Here is a 26,049-nt window from a genome sequence, read left to right on the forward strand (position 1 = left end):
AATGTAATAAAAAATTATTTGTCGAGCATTTTATTTTTCAGCCAAAAGCTTGTACTTTGATAAGCCGAAATGGTTTGCTCTACCAAATCTTTTCTAGGATTGTTTTGTAAAAGATTTTCAGTGTAATAGATGTTAAACTCAGTTGTGGTATTAGTATTAGGTTTTTGTACTAATTGATATTGCTTAATATTTTTAGTAGGAGAAATCACGGTAAGGTAATTATCTTTTATAAATCCTAAATCCTGATAAGTTGCAATATACGCTCTAGGAACGAAATTTTTAGAGAAAACATCTTGACCTAAAAATTTAGATTGATATTTGAAGTTCAATAATCCCAAAACGGTTGGCATTACATCTATCTGAGAGGTAATTTGTGAGAATTTCTGTGGTTCCACAAATTCTGGTGCATAAATAATCGCTGGAATTCTGTATTTATCCATTGGGAGTTCTGTTTTACCAGCACTAGATGAACAATGGTCTGCTACAATCACGAAAACGGTATTTTTAAACCAAGGCTGTTTTTGAGCCATTTCAAAAAATTTCATGATAGAATAGTCTGTGTATTTTACGCCACCTTTTCTAGATTTAGAATCTGCAGGAATGTCTATTTTCCCTTCTGGATAAGTAAAAGGTCTGTGGTTAGAAACCGTCATCCAATGATGGAAGAAAGGTTTACCTGCTTTATAATCTTTGTTCATTTCGCTGATGGCTTTTCTGGCCATATCTTCGTCACAAACACCCCAAACATTTGCGAAAGTGATTTCTTCTGGCGTGAAATTATCTCTATCTACAATTTCGTAGCCGTTTCCTCCGTAGAAATCTTTCATATTGTCAAAATAACTGTAACCACCGTATAAGTATTTTACGCTGTAACCTTTTGACTTAAATACGCTTCCTGTGGTAAATTTATTTTTGTTTTCTTTTTCTCTTTTAATTACGCTTTCTCCTGCAGTTGGAGGAATACAAAGCGTTAGCGCTTCTAAACCTCTTACTGTTCTGTTTCCTGTGGCGTATAAATTGGTGAAAAATAAACTTTTTTGTGCCAGTTGGTCTAAGAAAGGAGTTACATTCTCTTCGTAACCATAAGCTTTCATGTAAGCTGCAGACAAACTTTCTATTGAAATGAGAACCACATTTTTTTGTAATTCTGGTTTCTCAGAAATGATAGGTCTGTTTAAAGTAGTGGTTCCTAAAGGAAGCAGAGTATTTTTTTCTGCGGTTTTTTGGTCAACAGTAGGATAGAATGTGAAAAAATCTAGCGTGTTATTGCTGAAAGCTTCGTAGAATTTTACCATTCCGTTCGCAGCGATTTCCTGTTGGAAGATATTTCCTTTTTTAAGGTTAATTTTCTCTGCAAAGCTTAAACTGATTCCCAATAAAACAGCAAAAACACCTAATAAGGTAAACTTTTGAACTAAATTAGGTAATTGTAAAAGGCTGTCTTTGGTCTTTTTGTAAATCCACCAAGTTGCCAATCCTGTTACTACGAAAATAGCAGTAAATAGAGGAATGATAGGATAACTTTCCATAATGTTTCCTATAACTTCGGTGGTGTAGATAAGATAATCTACAGCGATAAAATTATAACGAACCCCAAATTCATTGTAGAAGAAATATTCTGAAACGGCATTGAAAATAATCAAAAGCACGTACAAGAATAGCGTGGTAAAGTATAAACTGTTTCTGATTTTGAGCCTTTGTTTTGGTAAAAACAGCATCAGTGCAAAAAATAAAATTTTAAGTCCCAAAAATGCTAAAACAATTTTTACTACGCCACCTCCATATTGTTTGAAAATATTATTCGGGGTAGCTAAAATGTATATAAAAGCAAGAACCAGAACTCCTAGGATGATTTGTCCGTAAGGTTTTTGATATTTACCATTGGATAAGAATAAAAAATAAAGTGCTAAAAAGCTACTGGCAATTGTAAATACCAAAATGTCATTCACTAATCCTAGTGAAGTAACCTTCAGTACTTCTGCAAAAGAAAAATCTGCAGTGGTAATCGGGTGGAATACAAATACTAACCTTAATAAAAAGGAAACGATAAGGTAAAAAATTCCTAAATAGAGAAAAGGTTTTACTTTTTGAAGATACATTTTAATACAATTTTGAGATTTGTGTGTAGAATTTGATTATTTATTCAAATTTCTTCTGAATTCAATCATTCTAAGAGCAGTAACCGCAGCTTCTACGCCTTTGTTTCCTAGGTTTCCGCCACTTCTTGCCAAAGATTGCTCCTTGTTATCGTCTGTCAAAACACAGAAAATAGCGGGAACATCTGTCATTACATTACAATCTTTAATTCCTTGAGCTACAGCGCTGCAAACGTAATCAAAATGTGGAGTTTCTCCTCTGATGACATTCCCAATGGCTATTACTGCATCGTGGTTTTCAGCAGCGCACAATTGCATGCATGCATAGCTTAACTCAAATGCACCAGGAACAGAGAAAATTTCTATATTTTCTTTTTTTACGCCTTCTTTTTCTAGAATTTGTATCGCTGCATCGCGAAGGTTATATGTTACAAAATCATTCCAATCTGAAACAACAATGCCGATTCTAAAAGAATCAGCATTTGAGATTTGTAATGGTTTGTAATCCGAAAGATTTACAGTTGCCATTTTATATTTTTAAAAGTTTTTTACCATTTCTATATAAGCATCAGAAGTACCGCCGTCATAATCTGCATATTTTTCTTCGATGGTTTCGAAGTATTTTTTAGCTTCAGCGTTTTTCTTCATTGCAAGTGCTAGTAAACCAGCTTTTCTTGTAAAGTAATAAGAAGTGTAAGCATCATCAGAAGCAGAAGCAGCTTTGTCTAAAAGAGAAAGTGCATCTTCATTTTTGTTAAGATTTGCTTGTGCATCTCCCATTGCTCCATATTTTAGAGCCATTAAGATTTTATTATCAGAAGAAAATTTATCTAATAAATCGTAAGCTTCTTGGTATTTACCTTCTTTGAATTTTAGTAAACCTGCGTTATAAGCAGAAAGTTTACCAGCATCTGTACTAGCAAATTGCTCATAAGTACCTTTGAACCCTGGGTTTGCAGCAGATTTTCCACCTAGTGCGATGTCATCTTTTCCTTCAGAAAGGTTTTTTTGAGCAGCCAGATAGCTCATAGTAGCTTCTTCGTTTTTAGGATTTGCGATAAATTGCTGATAAGCAAAGTACAGTAAAACTGCTAATACTACAGCCGCAAAAATAATCCCAATTTGTTTAGCGTATTTTTCAATGAACATCTCTGTTTTGAGCGCGGTTTGGTCTAAATCTTGAAAAATTTCTACCGTTTCTTTTCCTTCGTTCTCTAGCTCTTTTTTGCTTTTATGCTTGTCTGTCATAATTTTGAAATTGAAATGCAAAAATAATAGTTTCTATTGTGATATACAATATTTATTTTCAGTGGTTTTCTGTTAGGGTTATTAAAAAAAATATTTGCCTTATTTTGGGTAAATGTTTTGAAGGTTTTCAATCTGATGAGGTTGCCCTAGAATGAAGATACAGCTATTAGACTCTATGAGTTTACTCTCGTCAGGATTGATGATGTATTCGCCATAAACGTCTTTGTAGCCTACAATTTTACAGCCTGTTTTAGGGAAAATCTTTAGTTCTTCTAGTTTTTTGCCAATAAATTCTTTGGGAAGTTTATCTGTATAAATTTCTAAAACATTAATTTTCTTAGTGCCTTCCAATACAATATTGTCAATAAATTCTACCAAATCTGGTGTAATAAGTAGAGAAGCCATGTGTTCACCACCAATTTTATCTGGCATAATTACATTTTCTGCACCCGCTGTTTTTAATTTTTTGATGGTACTGCTGTTAGACGCCCTGCTAATGACTTTAATTTTGGGATTCAATTCTTTTGAACTGATTACAATAAAGAGATTGTCTGCATCTGAAGGCAAACAAGCGATAATTCCATTTGCTTTTTCTACTCCAGCTTTTATCAGAATTTCATCTTCTACTGCATTTCCGTTAATAAAAATAGTGTCGCGGAACTCATCATCTCTATTTTCAAGAGGTTTTTTGTCAATAATTACAAAAGGTTTTTTGTGGAGAATAAGTTTTCTGGCGGCTTGTCTACCATTTCTCCCGAAACCACAAATGATGATGTGATTTTCTAAATTTTTCATGTTGCGTTTGATGAGATTTTGTTTGTATTCTTTAGCGAAATTTCCATTAAAAAACTCTAATGAAAGGGCTGTTAAGCCATAGAGCACGGCTCCCACGCCGAAAAGCATTAAAAAAATAGTAATTATTTTTCCTAAATCTGAGAAATTTTCGGGTACTCCAAAACCTACGGTTGTGAGCGTCATAAGGCTATACCAAACAGCGTCTAGAAAACTCATTTTTTCTGAATACATAAAAGCTAAAGCTCCTAGTATCACAAAAATGAGAATAGATACAACTAAAATTAATATTCTTTTATATAAGGCTGAAAACCTATTCATTGATAATGAATTCTTGTATAAATTTACGAAAATTACAATTACAATGAGATATTTGTAAAAAATATATTGAAATTACCTTCAGCATCATAAACATGAGCTGAAAGTTGTAAAATGGATAAGAAAATAATTAAAATTAGTAGTTCAGAATACTGTAAACTTCAGCGTCAAACTGTTTCAGTTTATCTTCGCCGTGTAAATCTTTTAGACCAATTAAAAAACTGAATTGGGTTACTTTTGCACCTTGTTTTTCAACCAATTTAGCGGCAGCTTCAGTTGTTCCGCCTGTTGCTAATAAATCATCATGAATTAATACTCTTTGATTAGGCTGAATTTGGTTCGTGCGCATTTCTATTTCGGCAGTTCCGTATTCTAAATCGTATTTTTCTGAAATAAATGGAGGAGGAAGTTTACCTTTTTTTCTAATTAAAACAAATGGAACTTCTAGGGCAACAGCAATTGCAATTCCGAAGAGGTAGCCTCTACTTTCTATTCCGCATACTACATCTACTTTTCCTCTGCTGAATTCTACTAAATCTGCAATTACGTCTTCGTATAATTTAGGATTTAAGAAAATGGGCGTAATGTCTTTGAATTGTATTCCTTCGATTGGGAAATCTGGAATATTCTGAATTGTGCTTTCTAATCTAGCGATTAAATCTTGCGTTGCCATTTTATGGGTTTTTAATTTATTTTTTTTGAGAAGAATTTATTTTATAGCTGGTGATTTTCCAACCTGTTTCTGTAGCTTTTAAACCATAAGAAACGTCAAGTGAAGTTGCGTTTCCAGATTTATCTGTTACGGTATACGTTGCATTCACACTTGCAGTGTTATTGGCATTCGCTTTAGTAGAAACGTTGGTTACGTCTATACTTTTTACGGTTCCGAAACCTGAAGTAGGATTAGCAAATGTTTCATATGAACCCCAGGTAGGATTTTCTGATTGGCTGTAAGCTGCTTTTAAGTTCTGACTGTTTAAGTTGCTTAAGAAATTCACAACGGTATTTTTTGGATCGCCAATTACTTTTGGAGAGTCGGTTCCCGTAGCATTTTCTTCTGGAGTTCCTTCAAGATTTTCAAGATTTTCTGTGCTTTGTGGCATCAAAAGAGCGTTAGGATTTACATCTACCCCCATTTTGGTCATTTGAATGGTTTTCTTAGAAGTCTTTACAGTAACTTTTATGTCAATTTTATTATCCATTACTTTCTCTTGAGGAAGAGAATAAAATCTCATATAAAATCCTTTGAAATTATTGTTTTGCATTAAATTTTTAGAAGTCAAAAGTTTTACACCTTGGCTAGAAACTTCTAAAGTGGTTTCTAAGGCTGCATTTTCGAAATCTACTTTATTTCCTGCTGCATCTAATAATCTTGGAATGATTTGTAAAGCTTTTGGTCCTAAAACACTATCTACAGAGACTTCACTGGTTGTAATTTGCAAAGAATTTGCGGTAATATCATTTACATCTGTTTCAGACGGCATAATATTTTGGAAGATATTCATTTCACCTAATGAAGGAGGAGCTGTACTCGCCCAGTTGATTCCATTTTCTTGTGCTACTTTGTCTGCCATTGCAAAAATTTCTGGCACTTTTTTCCCTTCAAGAAGTTTACCAAGAGCTTTTAACTCTTCGATATCGCCTTCTGCGTCTACCCCAAAGGTTTTTAGAATATAAAGGGCTTCATTAAACTTAATTTGTTTAATAGTAGGAAGCGAAGAAGACATATCATTGATACTTTCTTGGAAGGCTTTTGTACTGCTTGCATCTACTGCATCTTTTTTACAACCGATTAAAAAAAGCAATGAAAATATGCTTAGAAAAAGGAAACGTTTCATAAAATGAATATTTATATACAAAAATAAAAAAATCCCAACAATAAGTTGGGATTTATATGATGTTTCTTTCTGAAATTAGAAAGGATATTCAAAAATTTTAGATTCTTTTACTAGAGGATTTCCTTCAGGAATCAATTTAAGTTTAGATAATGCAGACATTACTACTAAAACGAATAAACCTACCATGAATAAGAATGCACCAACTACTAATAAGAATGTGTATGCATTATTCCAGAAAGGTCCTACTGTTCCTGGCATTACCATGTTGAAGAAATCTAACCAGTGACCTAGAATTACTAGAACAGCCATAGTAGTTACTACTTTGTAATTTCTCTTGATGCTAGAACTTACTAACACCAATAGTGGTATTAAGAAGTTGATGATAAGCATTGGTAAGAATGTGTACTTGTAGTAAGCAAATCTATCGAAGAAATATCTTACTTCTTCTGGGATGTTTGCATACCAGTAAAGCATAAATTGGTCAAAGAATAAATAAGTCCATAACATTGAAGTAGCAAATAAGAATTTAGCTAAATCATGTAAGTGGTTATCATTAAACTGTGGTAAAACTCCTTTTTTCTTTAAGTAAACTGCAACAATAATGATTACTGCAACAGCACTAGATAAAGTAGATACCATAGAATACCAAATATAAAGAGTAGAATACCAGTGAGGGTCAATAGACATTAAGAAATCCCAAGCCCAAGCTGCAGAAGCAAATCCGAAGAATGCTATGTAACCTACGCTCCAGTTGTATAATGCTTTGTAATCTTTTCTATCTTTAGTTTCATCTAATCTCTTAGAAACTTTCTTAATTTTCCAAACGAAGAACCAAGAACCAATTACATAAATAAGGATTCTCACTACATAGAAAGGAATATTTAAGAATTTTGATTTTTCGTAAAGGATAACATCAAAGTTTGGAGAATTAGGATCTACTAAATCTGGATCCATCCAGTGATATAAATGAGCAATGCCACCTACATTTAAGAAGGTTAAGATTAATAAAACAATCCCACCTACTGGAATGAAAGAAGCTACTGCTTCCATTACTCTTGTTACAATTACAGACCAACCAGCGTGAGCTGCGTGCTGAATTGATAAAAAGAATAAAGCACAAGCAGAAATTCCGAAGAATAACATAGCAGCAGTTAATAAAGCCGAGAACGGTGTATTATGAATCTGATGCGTAGCATGTTCTAAGTGTGCTGCATTATCTTGAGGTCCTACTAATTCTGCAGAGTTCATTGGGGTATGATGTTGTGTACCATGGTGTACATTATCCATCATTGTCTGAACAGCAGACTCATCTAAACCATGGTTTAACATGTAGCCAATACCGAATAGTACCAATCCAACAACTATCAGTATAATAGAATACAATTTTAATTTTGGTGAAAAACTATACATTTTTTTCTGTTTTTATTATTTAGTATTGGTTTGAGGTGTAGTTGCATCAGCAGCTGCTACAGGAGCTACAGCATCAGCTTTGAAAGCGCTCATTACATACATTGCTACTCTCCATCTATCTGCAGGAGCTAATTGACCTGCGTAAGATCCCATCAAGTTTCTTCCGTTTACAATTACATAATGAGTAGAACCCACAGTAATCTGTCTGTCTTTGTAATTAGGAACACCAGAATATGCACCACTTTGTACAATTGGGCCTTGTCCATCACCTCCCACACCATGACAAGCTGCACAAGTCATTTCGTATAATTTTTTACCTCTTGCTAGGTCCTTTTCTTTATTGTTAGGATTTAGAGGCGAAACAGTAACATTTTTTGACTCGTCATAAAATGCAGTATATTCTTCTACATTTTTAGGAGTTTTATCTTCTGGCAAAATTCCTTCCTTATCTTGAGGAACCGTACCTTCTACAGGAGAAAGTAGAGTAGAGCCGTAGTTATTTACAAAAGCCGGGATTTCGTTTTCTTTGCTTACATAATGACCATCTGCTTTGCTAGCAGTTTTAATCATTGGATCATAAGCTACTGGGAAATACATATCCGGAAAGTAAACTAATGGCGGATTATCTTTTGGCCCACAAGAATTCAGCGCGATAACTGAGATTCCCAAGATGGTTGTTATTTTTAAAATATTTTTCATATTACGCATCTTTTACAGTTATTTCTTCTACACCTGTTTCAATCAGCATCTGTTTAATGGTTTCTACATCGTCAGATACAAACTCCATCATAAACTTATCATCCGTAGTTCTAGGATCTGGATTCTGAGGAGCAGCACCAGGATACATTTTATTTCTTACTAAGAAAGTAAGAGACATCATGTGTGCAGCACAGAATACCATTAATTCAAACATTGGAACTACAAAAGCTGGCATGTTATGACCCCACCAGAAAGCTGGTTTACCACCTATGTTTTGCGGCCAGTCATGATTCATCATGTACCAAGTTGCTAAAGCACCAATGGTAACACCATAACAAGCATAAATGAAAGCTGCGTCTGAAATCCTAGTTTTCTTAAGACCTAAAGCTTTATCTAGCCCGTGAACTGGGAATGGAGTATACACTTCGGTAATTTCAATACCTTTATCTCTGAAAGCTTTAACGCCGTTCATTAAATCGTCGTCATCGCCATAAAGTCCATATATTCTTTTAGTGGTGCTCATCTCCTTCTTTTGCTTTATAAGTTTCACCTGAAATTTTCAAAATAGTCTTCAATTCAGCCTGTGCAATTACAGGGAATGTTCTAGCGTACAATAGGAATAATACTCCGAAGAAACCAATTGTTCCTAAATAAACTCCTACGTCTATAATCGTTGGTTTAAACATCGTCCAAGAACCTGGTAAGTAGTCTCTAGAAAGGTTGATAACAATGATGTCAAATCTTTCAAACCACATACCGATGTTAATGATTAATGCTACAAAGAAAGTCCAAATAATATTTGTTCTTAATTTTTTGAACCAGAAAGAAGCAGGAACAACTAAGTTACAGATAATTAGCGCCCAGAATGCCCACCAGTAAGGACCAGTAGCAGCACCTGGAGATAAATATGTAAAGTCTTCATATCTACTTCCTGAGTACCAACCGATGAAGTATTCTACAGCATAAGCTACTGTTACCATACCACCTGTTACGATGATTACGATATTCATAATTTCGATATGATACATGGTAATATAATCTTCTAAGTGTGCTACTTTTCTAGCAACTAATAGAAGGGTTTGTACCATTGCAAATCCTGAGAAAATCGCACCTGCTACGAAGTAAGGAGGATAGATTGTAGAGTGCCATCCTTTGATTACTGAAGTTGCGAAGTCAAATGATACGGTAGTGTGTACTGAGAATACAAGAGGTGTTGCTAAACCAGCTAATACAAGAGATAATTCTTCGAATCTTTGCCAGTGTTTTGCTTTACCACCCCAACCGAATGCTAGGAATGTATAAATCTTTTTAGTCCAAGGAGTTTTTGCTCTATCTCTAATCATTGCAAAGTCTGGGATTAATCCCATGAACCAGAATACGGTAGATACAGAGAAGTAAGTAGAGATTGCAAACACATCCCACAGTAGTGGAGAGTTAAAGTTAGTCCAAAGAGAACCAAATTGGTTTGGTAAAGGGAATACCCAATATCCTACCCAAACTCTACCCATGTGAATTACTGGGAAGATTGCTGCCTGTACAACTGCAAAAATCGTCATCGCTTCTGCTGAACGGTTTACAGACATTCTCCATCTTTGTCTAAATAATAACAATACTGCAGAGATTAAGGTTCCTGCGTGACCAATACCTACCCACCAAACGAAGTTAGTAATATCCCAACCCCAGTTAATGGTTTTGTTTAGTCCCCAAGCTCCGATACCGGTACCAATGGTGTAAGCAATACATCCAAAACCGTATACAAATAGAGCTAGAGCTGCCCAAAAAGAAATCCACCAGAGTTTTCCGGCTCTTTCTTCGATAGGTCTTGCAATATCTTCGGTGATATCGTGATAAGTCTTGTGACCAATAATTAGCGGTTCCCTAATAGGGGCTTCGTAATGTCCTGACATTTTTTACCTATTTATATTATTTAAACGTTGTTTTCTTTTCTGTTTCTCACTTTTGTATGGTAGAATACGTTTGGTTTAGTACCCACTTCTTCTAGCAATACATATTTTCTCTTGTCATTGAATAATGCTCTTACTTCTGATGATTTGTCATTCATATCACCGAATTTAAGTGCTCCTGTAGAACAAGCCTGTGAACAAGCTGTTTTAAGTTCTCCATCTTCAATTCTTCTGCCTTCTTTTTTAGCTTCTAGAATTGTAGCTTGAGTCATTTGGATACACATAGAACATTTTTCCATTACCCCTCTAGTTCTTACTACAACATCTGGATTTAGAACCATTCTTCCTAAATCGTTATTCATGTTGAAGTCAAACTTATCATTCAAGTTATAAGTAAACCAATTGAATCTTCTTACTTTGTAAGGACAGTTGTTTGCACAATATCTTGTACCGATACATCTGTTGTAAGCCATTTGGTTTTGACCTTGCTTACCGTGAGAAGTTGCAGCAACAGGACATACTGTTTCACAAGGTGCGTGATTACAGTGCTGACACATTACTGGTTGGAAAATCACATCAGGACTTTCGTTTGGTTCAATTAATATATCATAAAGGTTAGGAACGTTTAATCCCTTGTCTAAACCTTCTTTTACTTCTATTTTTTCTTTAGCAGAGTAATATCTATCGATTCTTAGCCAAGCCATATCTCTAGACATTCTTACCTCTTCTTTACCTACTACAGGTACGTTGTTTTCTGCCTGACAAGCAATGATACAAGCTCCACAACCGATACATGAGTTAAGGTCTACAGAAAGGTTAAAGTGAGGGCCATCAGTATCATCGAAAGCATCCCAAAGGTCTACTTTACCAATTGGTAGAGCACCTTGTAGTGTTTCCATTGTTAATGGCTTATTCCACTTGTTTACGTCTTCGTTTAAGTAAGTATCTAGTGTTACTTCTTTAGCGATTTCGTAACGACCCATTAATGTATTTTGAAGCTGTACACCTGCAAATTCATGATTATCTGCTGCTGATTTTTCAATAGAAACATTAGATATTACAGTGTTATATCCATCAAATAAAGGATAAGCGTTTACACCTGTTTCAGCTACTTTACCTGAGTCTTTTTTACCATAACCTAAAGCAAGACCTAATGAACCTTCTGCTTGACCTGGCTGAATGAAAACAGGAACGTTTTCTAATTTCACACCATTTACAGTAAGATTTACCACAGTACCATCTAACTGCATTCTAGCGTTTAATTCATTCTCGATACCAAATTCTTTAGCGTCTGCTGGAGAAATAGTAAGGTAGTTGTCCCAAGCCATTCTCGTAATTGGATCTGGTAACTCTTGTAACCAAGGGTTATTGGCTTGAGTACCGTCTCCCATTGCAGTAGTAGTATAAAGTACAAGCTCTAATTTAGAAGCTTTGAAACCTTGTAATTCTGAAACCGCTTTTGCAGCATCTCCACCTGTGTAAGATAGAGTTCCTGTAATGTTCCCTGCATTAAAACCATTATAAAGAGCTTGGTTAAATGAAGTTCCATTAAGAATTGTTGCAGCATTGGCTTTTAAATATTCATAATAGTTAGGAGTAAATCCTTTTCCGTTTATCCAAACAAGAAGTGATTCTTCGATTTGTCTAGATTTGAATATTTTTTGGATAGTAGGTTGCATTAATGAATAAGCACCAGTTTGAGGAGCGATATCACCCCAAGATTCTAACCAGTGTGCTGCTGGAATTACTACTTTTGCTGCTTGAGCAATTTCATTTTTCTTATCAGCTACAGCAACTACAGTTCCTACTTTGCTTAATGATTTTTTGAATTCTGCACCTTTTGCGTGAGAATAGATTGGGTTTACGTTGTTAGCAACTAAAACACCAACTTGACCAGCATTTACCCAAGTTAAAAACTCGTTAAATCTAGCGTTGTCATATTCTTTTAATAGGTTAGCTTTTCCAGTGAAAGCTACTGAACCTAATTTTTGATTGATTAAGTGAGCTAAAACATAAGAAGCTTTAGAACCGTCTGCAAAAACTACCGCTTTGTTTCCTTTAGCTTGTAATTCTTTAGCAATTTCAGAAGCTACTTTATCAGAAGTACCACCTCCTACGATTGCGTTATAAACTTCTACTAAAGTTTTATTTACAGCAGAAGGTTTTTGCTTAATTCTAGTATCAGCATTAGCACCAGTAAGAGACATGTTAGATTCTACTTGAATATGTCTAAGCATGTTAGCTCCTGGTTTTCTAGCAGCTGCGTATGATGTTTCTAAGCTATTTGCGTTATAATCTCCTAAGAAATCTGCTTGGAAAGAAACCACTAATTCAGTTGCTGATAAGTCGTAAACAGGTAATGCTCTATTACCGAAAACTTCTTGAGCAGCGTCTAATGCAGCAGCATAGGTATAAGCATCGTAAGTTACTAATTCTGCATTAGGATATTTGGTTTTAAACTCTCCGAATAATTTCTTGAATGTAGGAGAAGGATATGAATGAGAAAGAACTACAATTTTCTTATTTTCAGCTTGAGCTTTAGTTAGTGCTTCTAGAACTACAGAATCTACTTTGTCGAAAGTTTCGTCTTTACCGTCTAGTTTTGGTTGTTTAATTTTATCATTATCATATAATGACAATACACTTGCTTGAGCTCTAGCATTAGTTTTACCTAGATCATTTGCAGTTTTATTCGGTTCAATTTTAATTGGTCTACCTTCTCTAGTTTTTACTAAAACACTAGCAAAGTCAAACCCGTCAAAATAGGTAGATGCATAGTAATTAGGAATTCCTGGGATAATACTGTGTGGTTTTACCACGTAAGGAATTGTTTTGATTACTGGCGCTTCACACGCTGCAAGAGTAACTGCAGCTGTAGAGAAGCCTAATAATTTTAAGAAATCCCTTCTAGAAGTCCCAGAATTGTTCATTTTTTCTGCATCACCCAAGAACTCATCTACAGGAATTTCGTTTTGAAATTCTTTTTGAGCCAATTTCGCATTAAGCGATTGGTCTTTAAGTTCGTGAATACTTCTGAATTGTATTTTATTTGAAGCCATTTATACTTCTAATTTTCTGTTATTAATAATGACATTTACCACACTCTAAACCACCAATAGCATCTACGGTCATTTTAGTTTCTCCACCGTATTGTTTTTTCAACTTGTCGTGAAGTTTTTGGTAGTATTCTTTGTTATAACCGTTTGTCATGTCTACTTCTGTAGTTCTGTGACAATCAATACACCATCCCATTGTAAAGTTATTTGCCATTTGTACTTTGTCCATTTCTTGAACTTGACCGTGACAAGCTTTACATACTACGTCTACTTTTTTAGCTTTAATGATAGTTTGTTCACCAGCTACCACGTGTTGTGCGTGATTGAAGTATACGAAATCTGGCATATTGTGAATTCTCACCCACTCGATTGGTTTAGTTTTTCCAGTGTAAGACTGTGAACCTTCATCCCAACCAGCAGCTTCGTAGATTTTCTTAATCTCCGCAGTATAGAATTCTCTAGATTTTCCTTCTTCTATGTATTTTCCTTTGTATTCTGAAATACCTTTGTGGCAATTCATACAAACGTTTACAGAAGGAATTTCTGATACCTTACCATACTTAGCACTTGAGTGACATAATTGACAATCGATTTTATTCTCACCAGCGTGAATTTTGTGAGAGAAGTAAATAGGTTGCTCTGGTTGATAACCTTTGTATACACCTACCCACATTAACCAATTCCAAATTCCGTAAAGTGCAAATAGGGCTAATAATCCCATTAATGCTTTACCTAGCGTATTGTACTTCTCGTAGAATTCGCCAATTGAGTTGATTCTTGTAGCGTCTAGAGCAGAAATTTCTCCAGATTTTCTGTGTAAATTTACGAGTTGGGTTAATCTGAAAAGTAACCAAAGAAGTAATCCACCGATTGCAGCTAAAGAAATTAATAGAGCAGATGAATTATTTTTTTCATCTTGAGCAGCTTTGATGGCCTCTGGTGAGTTTACATCAGTTTCTGCTGCAGCAGGCTCTGCTTTTGGCGGATTAGTGGTGTATTCTAGAAGGTCTGCAATATCCTGATCTGTAAGATTCGGGAATTGAGTCATCTCTACTTTGTTGAATTTTAAAAAGACTTCATTCGCGTACTTATCGCCAGAAGCTCTAAGTGCTTTGTTATCTTTAATCCATTTTTGGAACCAATCTACACCTAAATTTTGTTCCTTTTTTAATCTGTCTACTACGCCTCCTAAAGCTGGGCCTACCATTTGTTTGTCTAGCGCGTGACACGCAGAACAATTGGTTTTAAAAAGGGTTTCTCCCTTCTTAGCGTCACCTTTTAGATCTTGAGCGTAAATAGAAGCACTGGTTGTTAAGAGCAAACTACATGCTAACAACACTCTCTTGTAATGCTTTCTCCAACTAATCATTTAAATAATCTTGGGTTAATACTATTGAGTTTACATTCAATTCCGCAAAAATAATACTTTAACACAATATTAACAGAAGGTTTGTATGTATTTTATCAATTTTTTTTAATTTATAATTATTCTAAATAAGAAAGATTGGTATAATTTTTATTTGTATTAACTTTGTCAAAAATAATTTTAATGAAAAACGTAATAAAAATACTATCATTATTAGCTTTTTTAAGTTTTAATTTCTCTAATGCTCAGGTAGTTGAGAAAAAAGAAACACATAATGGAACAGAGTTAAAAGTTTCTATGGACAGCAGAGTAAATGAGCTTTTAACGGATCTGGAAGGAAAATGTGATAAGATTAAAGAGGAAGAAGCGAGCAAAAATGAAGCTCCGAAAGTGGAAATTTCTACTAAACCTAAAACGAATGCCGAAATATGTAGAGATAATCCTAGAATTTTAGGTTACAAAATTCAGGTGGCGGTTGTAAAAAGTAATGAAGAAGCCAATAAAGTGAAATCTTATTTCCGTACGAAATTCCCAAATATGAAAGCAGAAACCGATGCTTCACTAAGACCAAATTATAAGGTTTTGGTGGGCAGCTATTTCAGTAAGCAATCTGCTAGTGGTGATTTAGCAAGAATTAGAAGTTATTTCCCTGCTGCAATTGCGGTACAATACAGAGTTTTCTGTGTAGAAGCCAAATAATTTCTACCATTTACTATAACAAAAAATCCACCAAAATTTTGGTGGATTTTTTTATTTAATTTTTTACTAAAAGTCTGAACCCTTCTCCGTGAACGTTGATGATTTCTAATCCTTCATCATCTTTTAAGAGTTTTCTCAGTTTAGCAATGTACACGTCCATACTTCTTGCAGTGAAATAATTTTCTTTTTTCCAGATTTTTCTTAATGCTAAATCTCTTGGCATGAAATCATTTCTGTGTAGGCAAAGAAGTTTTAGTAATTCATTTTCTTTTGGCGAAAGTTTGTATTCATTATCGCCTACTCGCAATTGTCTTAGAACAGAGTCGAAAAATACATTAGAGATTTTAAATTGCTCTTGTTCTTCGTCTTCTACTACTGCGCTTCTTTGTAAAATAGCTTTGATTTTGTATAAAAGTAATTCGGTGTCAAATGGCTTTGTGATGTAATCATCTGCACCAATTTGATAGCCTTTTAACACGTCTTCACGCTGGTTTCTTGCTGTTAAAAATATAATTGGAGTGTTTTTGTCAATTTTTCTCACGTCTTCAGCTAGTGAAAAGCCGTCTTTTTTAGGCATCATGACATCGAAAATACAAATGTCAAATTCCTTTTCTGTAAATTCTTTTAACCCTAATTCTCCGTCTGTAGCAAGGGTTACATCAAAGTTGTTAATGCTTAAATAATCTTTAAGTACCGCTCCGAAACTTTGGTCGTCTTCTACTAATAAGATTCTGTTACTCATAATATTTGGTGTTTTTTATTTGTTGTTATTTCATCGGCAGTTTGATGGTAAATGTGCTGCCTTTGTCTTTTTCTGATTCTACAATCACTTGACCGTGATGCAGTTCTACAATTTTCTTCACATAAGACAATCCTAAACCTTGTCCTTTTACATTGTGAATATTCCCAGTTTCTTCTCTGAAGAATTTTTCAAAAATTTTGGTTTTGTTGTGTTGTTCCATTCCCATTCCTTTATCAGAAATCGAAATAACATAAAACCCTGGTTCATTTCTAGTAGTAATTCTAATTTCTGGTGTTTCTGGCGAATATTTATTGGCATTGTCCAGTAAGTTGACCAGTGCGTTAGAGAGATGGAACTCATCTACTTTTACATGATAGTGTTCCGCTTTGAATTCTTCGGTTAATGTTCCGCCCCTCTCTTCTACAATGAGTCTAAATGACTGAGAAATTTGCTTAATGAGTTCTCTTACATTGGTTTCTTTTAAGAAGAGTTTCACCTCGTTTCTCTCTAATTTAGACATGTTGAGAACGTTTTCTACCTGTTTTTTCATTCTCAAGTTCTCTTGCTTGATGAGTTGAGAATAATATTTTACCTTTTCTGGATTGGTAGAGATTTTATCATTAGCCAAAGCATCTGTAGCCACAGAAATCGTAGCAAGTGGTGTTTTGAATTCATGAGACATGTTATTGATGAAATCAGTTTTTACTTCTGAGATTTTTTTCTGTTTCATCATGTAATTAATCGAGATAATGTAGATTCCTAAAATCGTCAATAATGACATGAATGTTCCTAATAGCATAGGCAAATTATTCATTGCCAAAGACGCATCTTTTCTTGGGAAAACGAGCGAAAGCGTAAAAAGCGTTCGGTCTTTATCGTCTGTAAAAAGTGGAAAATTATAATTGGTTTTGTCTCGTTGATCTAAATAGGTATTATTTGAAATCTGAGTCAATTTATTGTTTTTGTCTAAAATTCCATATCCGAATTTAGAGTTTATTCCATTGTTTTTCAATTCTTTAGCGAGAACTGAATCTAACATTTTTGAATTAACTCTTTGGTTGATAGGTAAGTTAGATGCATTAAATTTTGCAAACTCAGTCAAAGTAAATTGTCCACTGCTGATGTCTTGACTCTGAACCGAAGAAATAATTTGAGGAGTGCTTTCAGTTTTTTTAATGCTGTATAAGCCCTCGTCTTTGTAAAGTTTTATTTTGGTAATGCTGTCTCCCTTTTTAGAAATAGGAATATTTTGTTTTTCAATAATAGTTTTATTGAAAGTAAGCGTAGTTTTGTTAGCAGAATCCTGCGTTTGCTGGATTTGGAAAAGTGTAGGGCTTTTAGCGTTATTGGCTAAAGTTTTGTCGAAATTTTTAAACTTTTCGTTGTACTTCTGAATTTCTAATTCTTCAATTTTTTTACTTGAGCTTTCTAGCGCGGTGTACACTTTATTAGAAAAATCTTGCTCTAGTGCGGTGTAATATTCTTTAAGCCAATAAAATTGCAATGACACGAAAACAACAAGTGAAATCGTCATGAATACGGAGATTATTGGGATAAATTTATTATTCATTTTCGCCTAAAAGTTTTGTTAAAATTAGAAATTTAACACAAATTAAACAAAAAAATCACAGTATTTTTATATGATTTTTCTTAAAAACGAGAATTTTAACAAATTATTGTGAATTAATTTCCCATTTGTAGAAATTTTTTAAGAAACTTCTAACAAGTCTTCGTCTATAAAATATTGAATAATGGCTTTTTTCATGAGGAGTTGTTGCTCGTTCGGTTTTAGCTCTGGGAGTTCTTCTAATTGCTTGTACATTGGCCAACCGTCATCATCATAATCTTCGAATTCATAAAAACCGAAAGGTTCCAGCAATCTGCAAACCGCTATGTGAATAAGATTTACCTTGTCATCTTTAGAATATTTTTGTTTTCCACTACCTAATTCTTGGATTCCTATCAAAAACAAAAGCGTTTCAATAGGGGGATTTTTCTCCGTTTGAAAATTCTCAACGAAAAATTTTTCTACATCTTTCCAAACTTCTATTTCGTTAATTTCTTCCATTTTTTTCTAATTTTAATAAAAATGCATATTCTAGTGCGTCTTCTTTTAAGCTTTCAAATCTTCCAGAAGCACCACCATGACCAGACTTCATATCGGTCTTGAAGATGAGAATATTATTATCTGTCTTTAAATCACGCAATTTTGCCACCCATTTTGCAGGTTCCCAATATTGCACTTGGCTGTCGTGAAAACCAGTGGTGATTAATGTATTTGGATAATTTTTTGCTTCTATATTATCATAAGGAGAATAAGAAAGCATGTAATCATAATATTTTTTCTTTTTCGGATTGCCCCATTCATCAAATTCTCCAGTTGTGAGAGGAATTGTTTCGTCTAACATGGTAGTGACCACATCTACAAAAGGAACTTGTGCCACAATTCCGTTGAAAATTTCAGGTTCGTAATTCATAACCGCTCCCATCAAAAGTCCACCAGCTGAGCCACCCATTGCATAAAGATGCTTTGGTGAAGTATAATTTTCTGATATTAAAAACTTGGCAGCATCTATAAAATCAAAGAAAGTATTTTTCTTTTTCAGCATTTTTCCATTATCATACCATTCTCTTCCTAAATATTCACCACCACGAACGTGTGCGATAGCATAAAAGAAGCCTCGGTCTAAAATTGATAATCTTACATTAGAAAAACTTGCATCAATCGTGTGTCCGTAACTTCCGTAACCGTATAATAAAAGAGGGGTTTCAGCAGATTTTGGAGTGTCTTTATGATAGACTAAAGAAATCGGAATTTTCACTTTTCCGTCTCTGGAATTTGCCCAAATTCTCTCCGAAATATAGTTTTTAGCATCAAAAGTTCCGCCCAAAACTTCCTGTTGTTTCAAGAGTTTGGTTTCACCCGTTTTCATATTGTATTCATACGTAGAACTTGGCATGGTAAGCGAAGTGTAACCATAACGCAAAACTTCTGTGTCAAAATCTAAATTTAGCCCAACATAAGCCGTGTAAGTAGGTTCGTCAAAAGGCAAATAATGAAATTTTCCTGTAGAATTGTCTATAATTTTCAGTTGAAGTAAACCTTCAGTTCTTTCTTCAATCACGAAATAATCTTTGAAAATTTCAAAACCTTCCAATAAAGTTTCTTTTTTATGCGGAATTACCTCTTTCCAATGTTCTTTAGAAGGTTTATCCATCGAAGTTTTCATGATTTTGAAATTGGTAGCATCGCCTTCATTGGTGATGATGTAAAAATCATTTTGATAATGTTCTACTGCGTATTCTAAATCGTCTTCACGTTTTTGGATGACTTGCCATTCTGCAAAAACATTATCAGCAGGAATAAACCAATGTTCATCTGAAATGGTAGAAGAACTCGCGATAAAAATATATTCCAAAGATTTTGATTTATAAACGCTTACGTCAAAAGTTTCATCTTCTTCGTGGAAAACCAAAACATCTTCTTCTTGTGAAGTGCCTATTTTATGTCTATAAATTTGGAAAGCGCGTAACGTTTCGTCTTTTCTTATGTAGAAAAAATGTTCATTATCTGCTGCCCAAACTGTTTTACCGGTGGTATTTTCTATTTTGTCGTTTAGAAATTCTCCCGTTTCTAGATTTTTGAGCAAAATGGTATAGATTCTTCTTCCTATAATGTCTTCCGAAAATGCAGCCAACTGATTGTTAACCGAAACAGAGAAGCTTCCTACATCGTAAAAATCTTTACCAGCAGCCATTTCGTTGACATCCAGCATAAGTTCTGCTTCATTTTCTAGACTTTTAAAATGTCTGTAGAACAGTGGATACTCTTTTCCTTTTTGAAATTTTACCACATACCAATATTCATTGAAAAAATAAGGTAAGCTCTCGTCATCTTCTTTGTAACGAGCTTTCATTTCTTGGAAAAGTTGTTCTTGCAGATCTTCGGTGTCTTTCATCACGAAATTGCAATAAGTGTTTTCTTCTTCCAAATACTGTAAAACTTCGGGGTTTTCTCTTTCATTAAGCCAGAAATACGGGTCGTTTCTTTGGTGACCGTGAATTTCTATTGATTTATCTATTTTTTTTGCTTTGGGAGCATTCATTGTTTAGTTCAATTTGAGTGGAGTAATAAGTAATTTTATTTCTCTAAATTTTAAATTTTTGCAAATATAGGTTTTCTAAAAAAGAAAAAAATCACCAAAAATATTTTGATGATTTTGATAATATCTATAATGTAGAATTTTATTTATGATTGGCTCTGATGTATTTTTCAATTGCCATCGTCATAGATGGGTTTTCTTTAGTAGGAGCCATTACATCTATTTTTAGTCCAGCTTCTTCTGCGGCGTTTTGGGTAGTTACCCCGAAAACTGCAATTTTTCTATCTCCTTGTTGGAAATTAGGGAAATTATGGAAAAGAGATTTAATTCCTTGGTGAGAGAAGAAAACGAGCATATCATATTCTTCTATTTTTACATCAGATAAATCACTAGCTACTGTTCTGTACATAACAGCTTTGGTCCAATCAATTCCTGATTGATCTAAAATTTTAGTTGTTTCATCTGTTACTACATCAGAACAAGGTAGAAGATATTTCTCTTCATGATGTTTTTTGAAAAGTGGTAATAAATCTGCCATAGATTTTTCACCAAAAGAAATTTTTCTTTTTCTGTAAATAATGTGTTTTTGAAGATAATTTGCAATCGCTTCTGATTGGCAAATGTATCTCATGGTATCAGGGACAGAAAAACGCATTTCTTCTGCCAATCTGAAATAGTGGTCTATCGCATTTTTACTAGTGAAAATAACACCTGTATAATGAGAAAGGTCAATTTTTTGAGTTCTTAGTTCCTTAGCATCTACACCTTCAACATGGATGAAAGGTCTGAAATCAATTTTAATTTTTTCACTTTTAGCCATCTCTAAATAAGGTGAAGAGTCACCTTGTGGAGCAGGCTGAGAAACCAAAATAGATTTTATTTTCATTCTTTAACTTAATAAAACGATTTATAAAAACCAAAATTTCCAAAGTACCAATATCGGTAGAATTTGGAGAGTGCAAATATACAAAAATTTATAATACCATTGTCTAGGCAAAATTTGCTGAGGGTGAAATAGGTAAATTAATACTTTGATAATGAATGCGATAAAAACAATGCTACTATAGTAAATAAAGGCATTAGAAGTTTTAATATGCAAGTAATAATGAAAAACACTCATGACTAAAATCACGAGTGAATACACCATGAAATACTTCTGTGCAATAAAAGAATATCTGCCAAATCGTTCTAATTGATTGATGCTTCCGTAAAAAAGGTAGACAAAGATGTTTTTTATCCCATAAAACATGAGTAATGAGACAAAGATAAAACCAAATTTATTAAGAGTTACGTCACCAAAAACTAAGTTTTGACTTATAAATAAGGGAACGATTGGGATGAATTGTGAAAATAACACCGAAAAACTTATCGAAAAAAGAATAGTAGTGAAAACCCAACTGAGAATATTATTATTGGACTCTTCATAAGGTTGTAAAATGAATTCAATCAGTGTAACATCTCTGTGCAAGGTTTTAAATATGATAATATAAGACAGAATAATGCCTATAATACAGTAAATAACCCAGTCGTGATGTTCTACAACTCTTATCAATTTATTAGAATTTTTGCAAAAGTAAGAATTTTAAGGAATACATTTTGATATAAGGCTATATTAAATAATTATTTAAAACCTTAAAAACATTATCTTTGCATTTTCTTATCTCTATGAAAAAATTAGTCATTATCCCAACCTACAACGAAAAAGAAAATATAGAAAACATTATTAAAGCTGTATTTGCTTTAGAACAAGATTTTCATGTTTTGATTGTAGATGATTCATCACCAGATGGAACCGCAGAAATCGTAAAAAAAATGCAGCATGAATTTCCGCATTTGCTACATCTTACTATAAGAAAAGTAAAAGACGGATTAGGCAAAGCTTATATTCATGGTTTTAAGTGGGCATTAGAAAATGGTTATGACTATATCTTCGAGATGGATGCAGATTTTTCGCACAATCCTAATGATTTGCCAAAATTATTTGATGCCGCACAAAAAGGCGATATGAGCATCGGGTCTAGATATTGTAAAGGTGTAAATGTGGTAAACTGGCCTATGTCTAGAGTTCTATTGTCGTATTTCGCTTCTAAATATGTGAGATTCGTTTTAGGAATTCCTATTTTTGATACCACTGCTGGTTTTGTTTGTTTTTCTAGAAAAGTTTTAGAAAATATCGGTCTTGACCAAGTGAAAATGACAGGGTATGGTTTCCAAGTAGAGATGAAATACAGAGCCTACAGAAAAGGTTTTAAAATAAATGAAGTTCCTATTATTTTCACAGATAGAACAGAAGGAGAAAGTAAAATGAGTGGCGGAATTATTAAAGAAGCCATTTTTGGAGTAATTAATTTGAAATTAAAATCTATCTTCGGTAAAATATGAGAAAACTCCTCGTTTTTTTTATAATATTTTCACTGTTTTCCTGCGAAAAAATTATTGATAAGCCCCAAAATCTTATCGAAAAACATAAAATGGCAGAAATAATAGCAGATTTTGCTATTTATGACCAGACCTATACGGTAAAACCAGATGCCAATATGGAATTGGTAAGCAGATTTGTTTTGAAAAAACATAAAATAGATGCTAAAACTTACCGAGACAGCTATAAATATTATATTTCTAATCCAGAGGAAATGGATGACATCTTTGCCGAAGCTAAAGAAATTATCTTAGACAAAGACCCGAAATTAGAAGACTACATAGAAAAAAAGAAAAAGGAGAATCCTAATCTCCCAGAATTTTTAAGATAAAGTACCAAACTTACTTTTATAAAATAATGCAGAAATTTTTTGAAGTTGAAAAAAACACTTCCGGAAAAGCAAGAGCCGGAAAAATAACTACAGACCACGGCGAAATTCTTACTCCTATTTTTATGCCAGTAGGAACAGTAGCTTCTGTAAAAACCGTTCATCAGCATGAGCTAAGAGAAGACATAAAAGCACAAATCATTCTAGGGAATACCTATCATCTATACTTAAGACCAGGCATGGAAATCATGCAAGAAGCAGGTGGTTTGCATAAATTTATGAATTGGGAAAAACCAATTCTTACAGATTCTGGTGGTTATCAGGTTTTTTCACTTTCTTCGAGCAGAAAAATGACAGAAGAAGGCGTGAAATTCAAGTCGCATATTGATGGAAGTTACCATTTCATTTCTCCAGAAAAATCTATGGAAATTCAGCGTCAGATTGGGGCAGATATTTTCATGGCTTTTGATGAATGTACACCTTATCCTTGCGAATACAATCAAGCAAAACTTTCAATGGAACTTACGCACCGTTGGTTGAAAAGATGTATTGATTGGACCAATGAAAATCAAGAAATTTACGGTCATAAACAACACCTTTTCCCAATTGTTCAAGGATCTACGTATTCTGATTTGAGAAAAATTTCAGCAGAAGTAATTTCTGAAGCTGGAGCAGACGGTAATGCGATTGGTGGGCTTTCAGTAGGGGAGCCAGAAGAAGAAATGTACAGAATTACAGATGAAGTAACTGATATTTTGCCAAAAGATAAGCCGAGATATTTAATGGGAGTAGGTACACCTTGGAACATTATCGAAAGCATTGGTCTGGGAATTGATATGATGGATTGTGTAATGCCTACCAGAAATGCCAGAAACGCGATGCTTTTCACTTGGCAAGGCGTAATGAACATGAAAAATAAAAAATGGGAAAAAGATTTTTCTCCATTAGATGAATTCGGGACGAGTTATGTTGATAGAGATTATTCTAAAGCGTATGTTCGTCACTTATTTGTAGCCAAAGAATATTTAGCAAAACAAATCGCTTCTATTCATAATTTGGCATTTTATTTAGATTTGGTAAAAGTTGCTAGAGAGCACATTATTGCTGGAGACTTCTACGAGTGGAAAGAACAAATCATTCCACAGTTGAAGCAAAGACTTTAAAAACAATTTCGTAGTTTTATAATTGAACGATTTTAGAATTCAATGAAAATTTTAGATAGATACATCCTTAAAAAATACTTAGGAACTCTTGCTTTCATGCTGGTGTTGCTTTCTGTTATTATTGTGGTAATAGATGTACAAGCAAAATCTCCCAGAATTGAGAGTAACGGTTTTACGGTAGGCTATTTTTTGATAAATTTCTACCCATTTTTGATGGTGTATTATCTGATTACATTCTTTTCAATCTTGGTTTTTATTTCGGTAATTTACTTTACTTCTAGAATTGCAAATAATACAGAAATTGTAGCCTACATTAGTAGTGGTGCGAGTTTTCACCGTTTTGCGAAACCGTATCTTATTGCTGCGCTCATTATCGCCACAGCAATTCTTGCAGTGAACCATTTTATTTTGCCTTGGTCTAATATCAAGAAAAATAAATTAGAAATCTACACCATGAACACCACGAACCGTGAAAAATTTACGGCAAATGCACAGATTTCTACTCAACTGAATCCTCAGGAATATATTTTTATCAATAGTTATAACCGTCAAATGAACAGAGGTTCTGGTTACCTATATCAGAAATTTGATAAAAACAAAAAACTGATTTATCAAATAAATGGCATGGAAATTTACTGGGACGAGAAAAAGAAAAACTTCGTTATCAGTAATTATTTAGAAAAAAGAGTTGATAAAAATGACCACGAAATCTTGACGAATGGTGATACCAAAACACAAGATTTTAAACATACACCAGAAGAATTATTCCCGAATGAATTATTGGGTCAAAATAAAACTACTCCAGATTTAATTAATTTCATCGAAAGAGAAAGAGAAAAAGGAAATAGCAATATCAATACTTATCTCAATGAACTTCATCAGCGAACCGCGATGCCAGTCTCTATCATTATTCTTACCTTTTTAGCGCTTTCTCTTTCTTCACAGAAAAAAAGAGGAGGTCTAGGAATGAATTTAGCCATAGGGATTTCTCTGGCTTTCGTTTTCGTATTCTCATTTGAAGTGCTCAAAATTGTAGCATCTGGTAATAATTCTATTCCTCCACTTTTGGCGATGTGGTTACCGAATATTGTTTTCGGAGCATTGGCATTTTACCTCTACATGAAGAGAGCTAATCAATAAAGAAGTTCAATTTCTTTGTGGAAAAATTTTTGTAAACCTTCGTTTTCTAGGTCTATCCAAATATAACCATTTTCGTCTACGTTTTGAATTATGCCATTTTGTCGCACCTTGTTTTTTTCAAAAACGGAAACTTCATTTTTGCGATAAAGATGGAGATGATAAAGTTCTAAAATATTATTGGGAATTTCCTTTTGAACCAAATGTTCAAATAAATATTGATGAAGACTTTCTGCAAAGGCTTTCAGCTCAAAAGACAGTCCGGTTTGGCTTAGAACAGAACCTGCTTTTGGTAGGTTTTTGAAATTTTCTTGAAGAATATTAATGCCAATTCCCACCACGAAATAATTTTTATTCTTTTCGAAAAGCATTCCGCAGAATTTTTTGTTTTTGAGAATCAAATCATTAGGCCATTTAATTTTCACCTCAGTTTTTGTCAAATTGGCAATAAAATCTCTCACAAGAATTGCGGTATAGAAATTGAAGCAAGTATCAGAAACATTTATGTTTTTGGTTTTTAGAGCAAATGAATAGGCGAGGTTTTCCTCGGGTAGGTTTTCCCAAGAATTTCCGTACTGTCCTCTTCCTTTGGTTTGGTTAAAGGTATAAACCGCTAAAAAATCTTCAGAAAGATAATGCTGATTGAGAAAATCTATAAGCTCATCTTGCGTTGAAGCACAATTATTGAAGTAAATTAGACTGTTCATTTAACAAAACTTTAAGTAACCTTA

24 protein-coding genes are annotated in these 26,049 nt (G+C 33.9%); 5 read left to right on the plus strand and 19 right to left on the minus strand.

Annotated features, from left to right (window positions below):
- Nucleotides 1-14 precede the first annotated feature (14 nt).
- The 12 genes from N7277_RS03730 to N7277_RS03785 form a co-directional block, all read right to left on the minus strand.
- On the minus strand, nt 15-2,099 hold the full coding sequence (locus N7277_RS03730) for an LTA synthase family protein (protein ID WP_274780407.1): 2,085 nt from the start codon (nt 2,097-2,099) through the stop codon (nt 15-17).
- Nucleotides 2,100-2,135: 36 nt separating this feature from the next.
- Nucleotides 2,136-2,624, minus strand: coding sequence for a 6,7-dimethyl-8-ribityllumazine synthase (gene ribH, locus N7277_RS03735; RefSeq protein ID WP_069799988.1), 489 nt, complete (start codon nt 2,622-2,624; stop codon nt 2,136-2,138).
- A gap of 9 nt (nt 2,625-2,633) precedes the next feature.
- The gene (locus N7277_RS03740; protein ID WP_274780408.1) at nt 2,634-3,344 is read right to left on the minus strand and encodes a tetratricopeptide repeat protein; all 711 of its coding nucleotides are present in this window, start codon (nt 3,342-3,344) and stop codon (nt 2,634-2,636) included.
- A 99-nt stretch (nt 3,345-3,443) separates the two neighbouring features.
- On the minus strand, nt 3,444-4,355 hold the full coding sequence (locus N7277_RS03745; protein WP_446715122.1) for a potassium channel family protein: 912 nt from the start codon (nt 4,353-4,355) through the stop codon (nt 3,444-3,446).
- Nucleotides 4,356-4,590: 235 nt separating this feature from the next.
- A complete protein-coding gene (locus N7277_RS03750) occupies nt 4,591-5,127 on the minus strand; it encodes an adenine phosphoribosyltransferase (protein ID WP_274780410.1) in 537 nt (178 codons plus the stop codon).
- 16 nt (nt 5,128-5,143) lie between these two features.
- Nucleotides 5,144-6,292, minus strand: a complete 1,149-nt coding sequence (locus N7277_RS03755; RefSeq protein ID WP_274780411.1) for a DUF6694 family lipoprotein — start codon at nt 6,290-6,292, stop codon at nt 5,144-5,146.
- Nucleotides 6,293-6,367: 75 nt separating this feature from the next.
- The gene (locus N7277_RS03760; protein WP_274780412.1) at nt 6,368-7,702 is read right to left on the minus strand and encodes a quinol:cytochrome C oxidoreductase; all 1,335 of its coding nucleotides are present in this window, start codon (nt 7,700-7,702) and stop codon (nt 6,368-6,370) included.
- A gap of 15 nt (nt 7,703-7,717) precedes the next feature.
- A complete protein-coding gene (locus tag N7277_RS03765; protein ID WP_274780413.1) occupies nt 7,718-8,410 on the minus strand; it encodes a c-type cytochrome in 693 nt (230 codons plus the stop codon).
- The gene (locus N7277_RS03770) at nt 8,403-8,924 is read right to left on the minus strand and encodes a DUF3341 domain-containing protein (RefSeq protein ID WP_274780414.1); all 522 of its coding nucleotides are present in this window, start codon (nt 8,922-8,924) and stop codon (nt 8,403-8,405) included. Before N7277_RS03770 ends, N7277_RS03765 begins: the two co-directional genes overlap by 8 nt.
- Nucleotides 8,911-10,308: an NrfD/PsrC family molybdoenzyme membrane anchor subunit gene (nrfD, locus tag N7277_RS03775; RefSeq protein ID WP_274780415.1), complete on the minus strand. Its 1,398-nt coding sequence runs from the start codon at nt 10,306-10,308 to the stop codon at nt 8,911-8,913. Before nrfD ends, N7277_RS03770 begins: the two co-directional genes overlap by 14 nt.
- A 20-nt stretch (nt 10,309-10,328) precedes the next feature.
- Nucleotides 10,329-13,364, minus strand: coding sequence for a TAT-variant-translocated molybdopterin oxidoreductase (locus N7277_RS03780; protein WP_274780416.1), 3,036 nt, complete (start codon nt 13,362-13,364; stop codon nt 10,329-10,331).
- Between the two features lie 22 nt (nt 13,365-13,386).
- Entirely contained in the window at nt 13,387-14,730 is a 1,344-nt protein-coding gene (locus N7277_RS03785; protein ID WP_274780417.1) for a c-type cytochrome, read from the minus strand.
- A gap of 180 nt (nt 14,731-14,910) precedes the next feature.
- On the opposite strand from N7277_RS03785, the gene N7277_RS03790 reads away from it, so the two are divergent.
- Complete coding sequence (locus N7277_RS03790; RefSeq protein ID WP_274780418.1) at nt 14,911-15,426, plus strand: SPOR domain-containing protein; 516 nt, start codon at nt 14,911-14,913, stop codon at nt 15,424-15,426.
- Nucleotides 15,427-15,481: 55 nt separating this feature from the next.
- Here the strand turns inward: N7277_RS03790 and N7277_RS03795 are convergent, their stop codons facing one another.
- From N7277_RS03795 to N7277_RS11940, 6 genes are all read right to left on the minus strand, one after another.
- Nucleotides 15,482-16,168, minus strand: coding sequence for a response regulator transcription factor (locus N7277_RS03795; protein ID WP_274780419.1), 687 nt, complete (start codon nt 16,166-16,168; stop codon nt 15,482-15,484).
- A 25-nt stretch (nt 16,169-16,193) separates the two neighbouring features.
- Complete coding sequence (locus N7277_RS03800) at nt 16,194-17,738, minus strand: sensor histidine kinase (protein WP_274780420.1); 1,545 nt, start codon at nt 17,736-17,738, stop codon at nt 16,194-16,196.
- A 138-nt stretch (nt 17,739-17,876) separates the two neighbouring features.
- Entirely contained in the window at nt 17,877-18,236 is a 360-nt protein-coding gene (locus tag N7277_RS03805; RefSeq protein ID WP_069800021.1) for a hypothetical protein, read from the minus strand.
- The gene (locus N7277_RS03810) at nt 18,223-20,274 is read right to left on the minus strand and encodes a S9 family peptidase (protein WP_274780421.1); all 2,052 of its coding nucleotides are present in this window, start codon (nt 20,272-20,274) and stop codon (nt 18,223-18,225) included. The genes N7277_RS03805 and N7277_RS03810 overlap by 14 nt, the downstream gene beginning before the upstream one ends.
- A 139-nt stretch (nt 20,275-20,413) precedes the next feature.
- A complete protein-coding gene (locus N7277_RS03815; RefSeq protein ID WP_274780422.1) occupies nt 20,414-21,157 on the minus strand; it encodes a uroporphyrinogen-III synthase in 744 nt (247 codons plus the stop codon).
- Between the two features lie 21 nt (nt 21,158-21,178).
- Nucleotides 21,179-21,823, minus strand: a complete 645-nt coding sequence (locus N7277_RS11940) for a DUF4271 domain-containing protein (protein WP_446715123.1) — start codon at nt 21,821-21,823, stop codon at nt 21,179-21,181.
- Nucleotides 21,824-21,936: 113 nt separating this feature from the next.
- Here N7277_RS11940 and N7277_RS03820 point away from each other — a divergent pair, with 113 nt between their 5' ends.
- The 4 genes from N7277_RS03820 (at nt 21,937) to N7277_RS03835 (ending at nt 25,321) form a co-directional block, all read left to right on the plus strand.
- On the plus strand, nt 21,937-22,653 hold the full coding sequence (locus N7277_RS03820; RefSeq protein ID WP_104793148.1) for a polyprenol monophosphomannose synthase: 717 nt from the start codon (nt 21,937-21,939) through the stop codon (nt 22,651-22,653).
- Between the two features lie 89 nt (nt 22,654-22,742).
- Complete coding sequence (locus tag N7277_RS03825) at nt 22,743-23,021, plus strand: DUF4296 domain-containing protein (RefSeq protein ID WP_246501385.1); 279 nt, start codon at nt 22,743-22,745, stop codon at nt 23,019-23,021.
- A 26-nt stretch (nt 23,022-23,047) separates the two neighbouring features.
- A complete protein-coding gene (tgt, locus tag N7277_RS03830; RefSeq protein WP_274780424.1) occupies nt 23,048-24,181 on the plus strand; it encodes a tRNA guanosine(34) transglycosylase Tgt in 1,134 nt (377 codons plus the stop codon).
- Between the two features lie 42 nt (nt 24,182-24,223).
- The gene (locus N7277_RS03835) at nt 24,224-25,321 is read left to right on the plus strand and encodes an LptF/LptG family permease (RefSeq protein ID WP_274780425.1); all 1,098 of its coding nucleotides are present in this window, start codon (nt 24,224-24,226) and stop codon (nt 25,319-25,321) included.
- Here the strand turns inward: N7277_RS03835 and N7277_RS03840 are convergent.
- Entirely contained in the window at nt 25,315-26,025 is a 711-nt protein-coding gene (locus N7277_RS03840; RefSeq protein ID WP_274780426.1) for a biotin--[acetyl-CoA-carboxylase] ligase, read from the minus strand. The genes N7277_RS03835 and N7277_RS03840 overlap by 7 nt on opposite strands.
- Nucleotides 26,026-26,049: the final 24 nt, after the last annotated feature.

It is taken from the genome of Cloacibacterium sp. TD35, assembly GCF_028864635.1.
Taxonomy (GTDB): domain Bacteria; phylum Bacteroidota; class Bacteroidia; order Flavobacteriales; family Weeksellaceae; genus Cloacibacterium.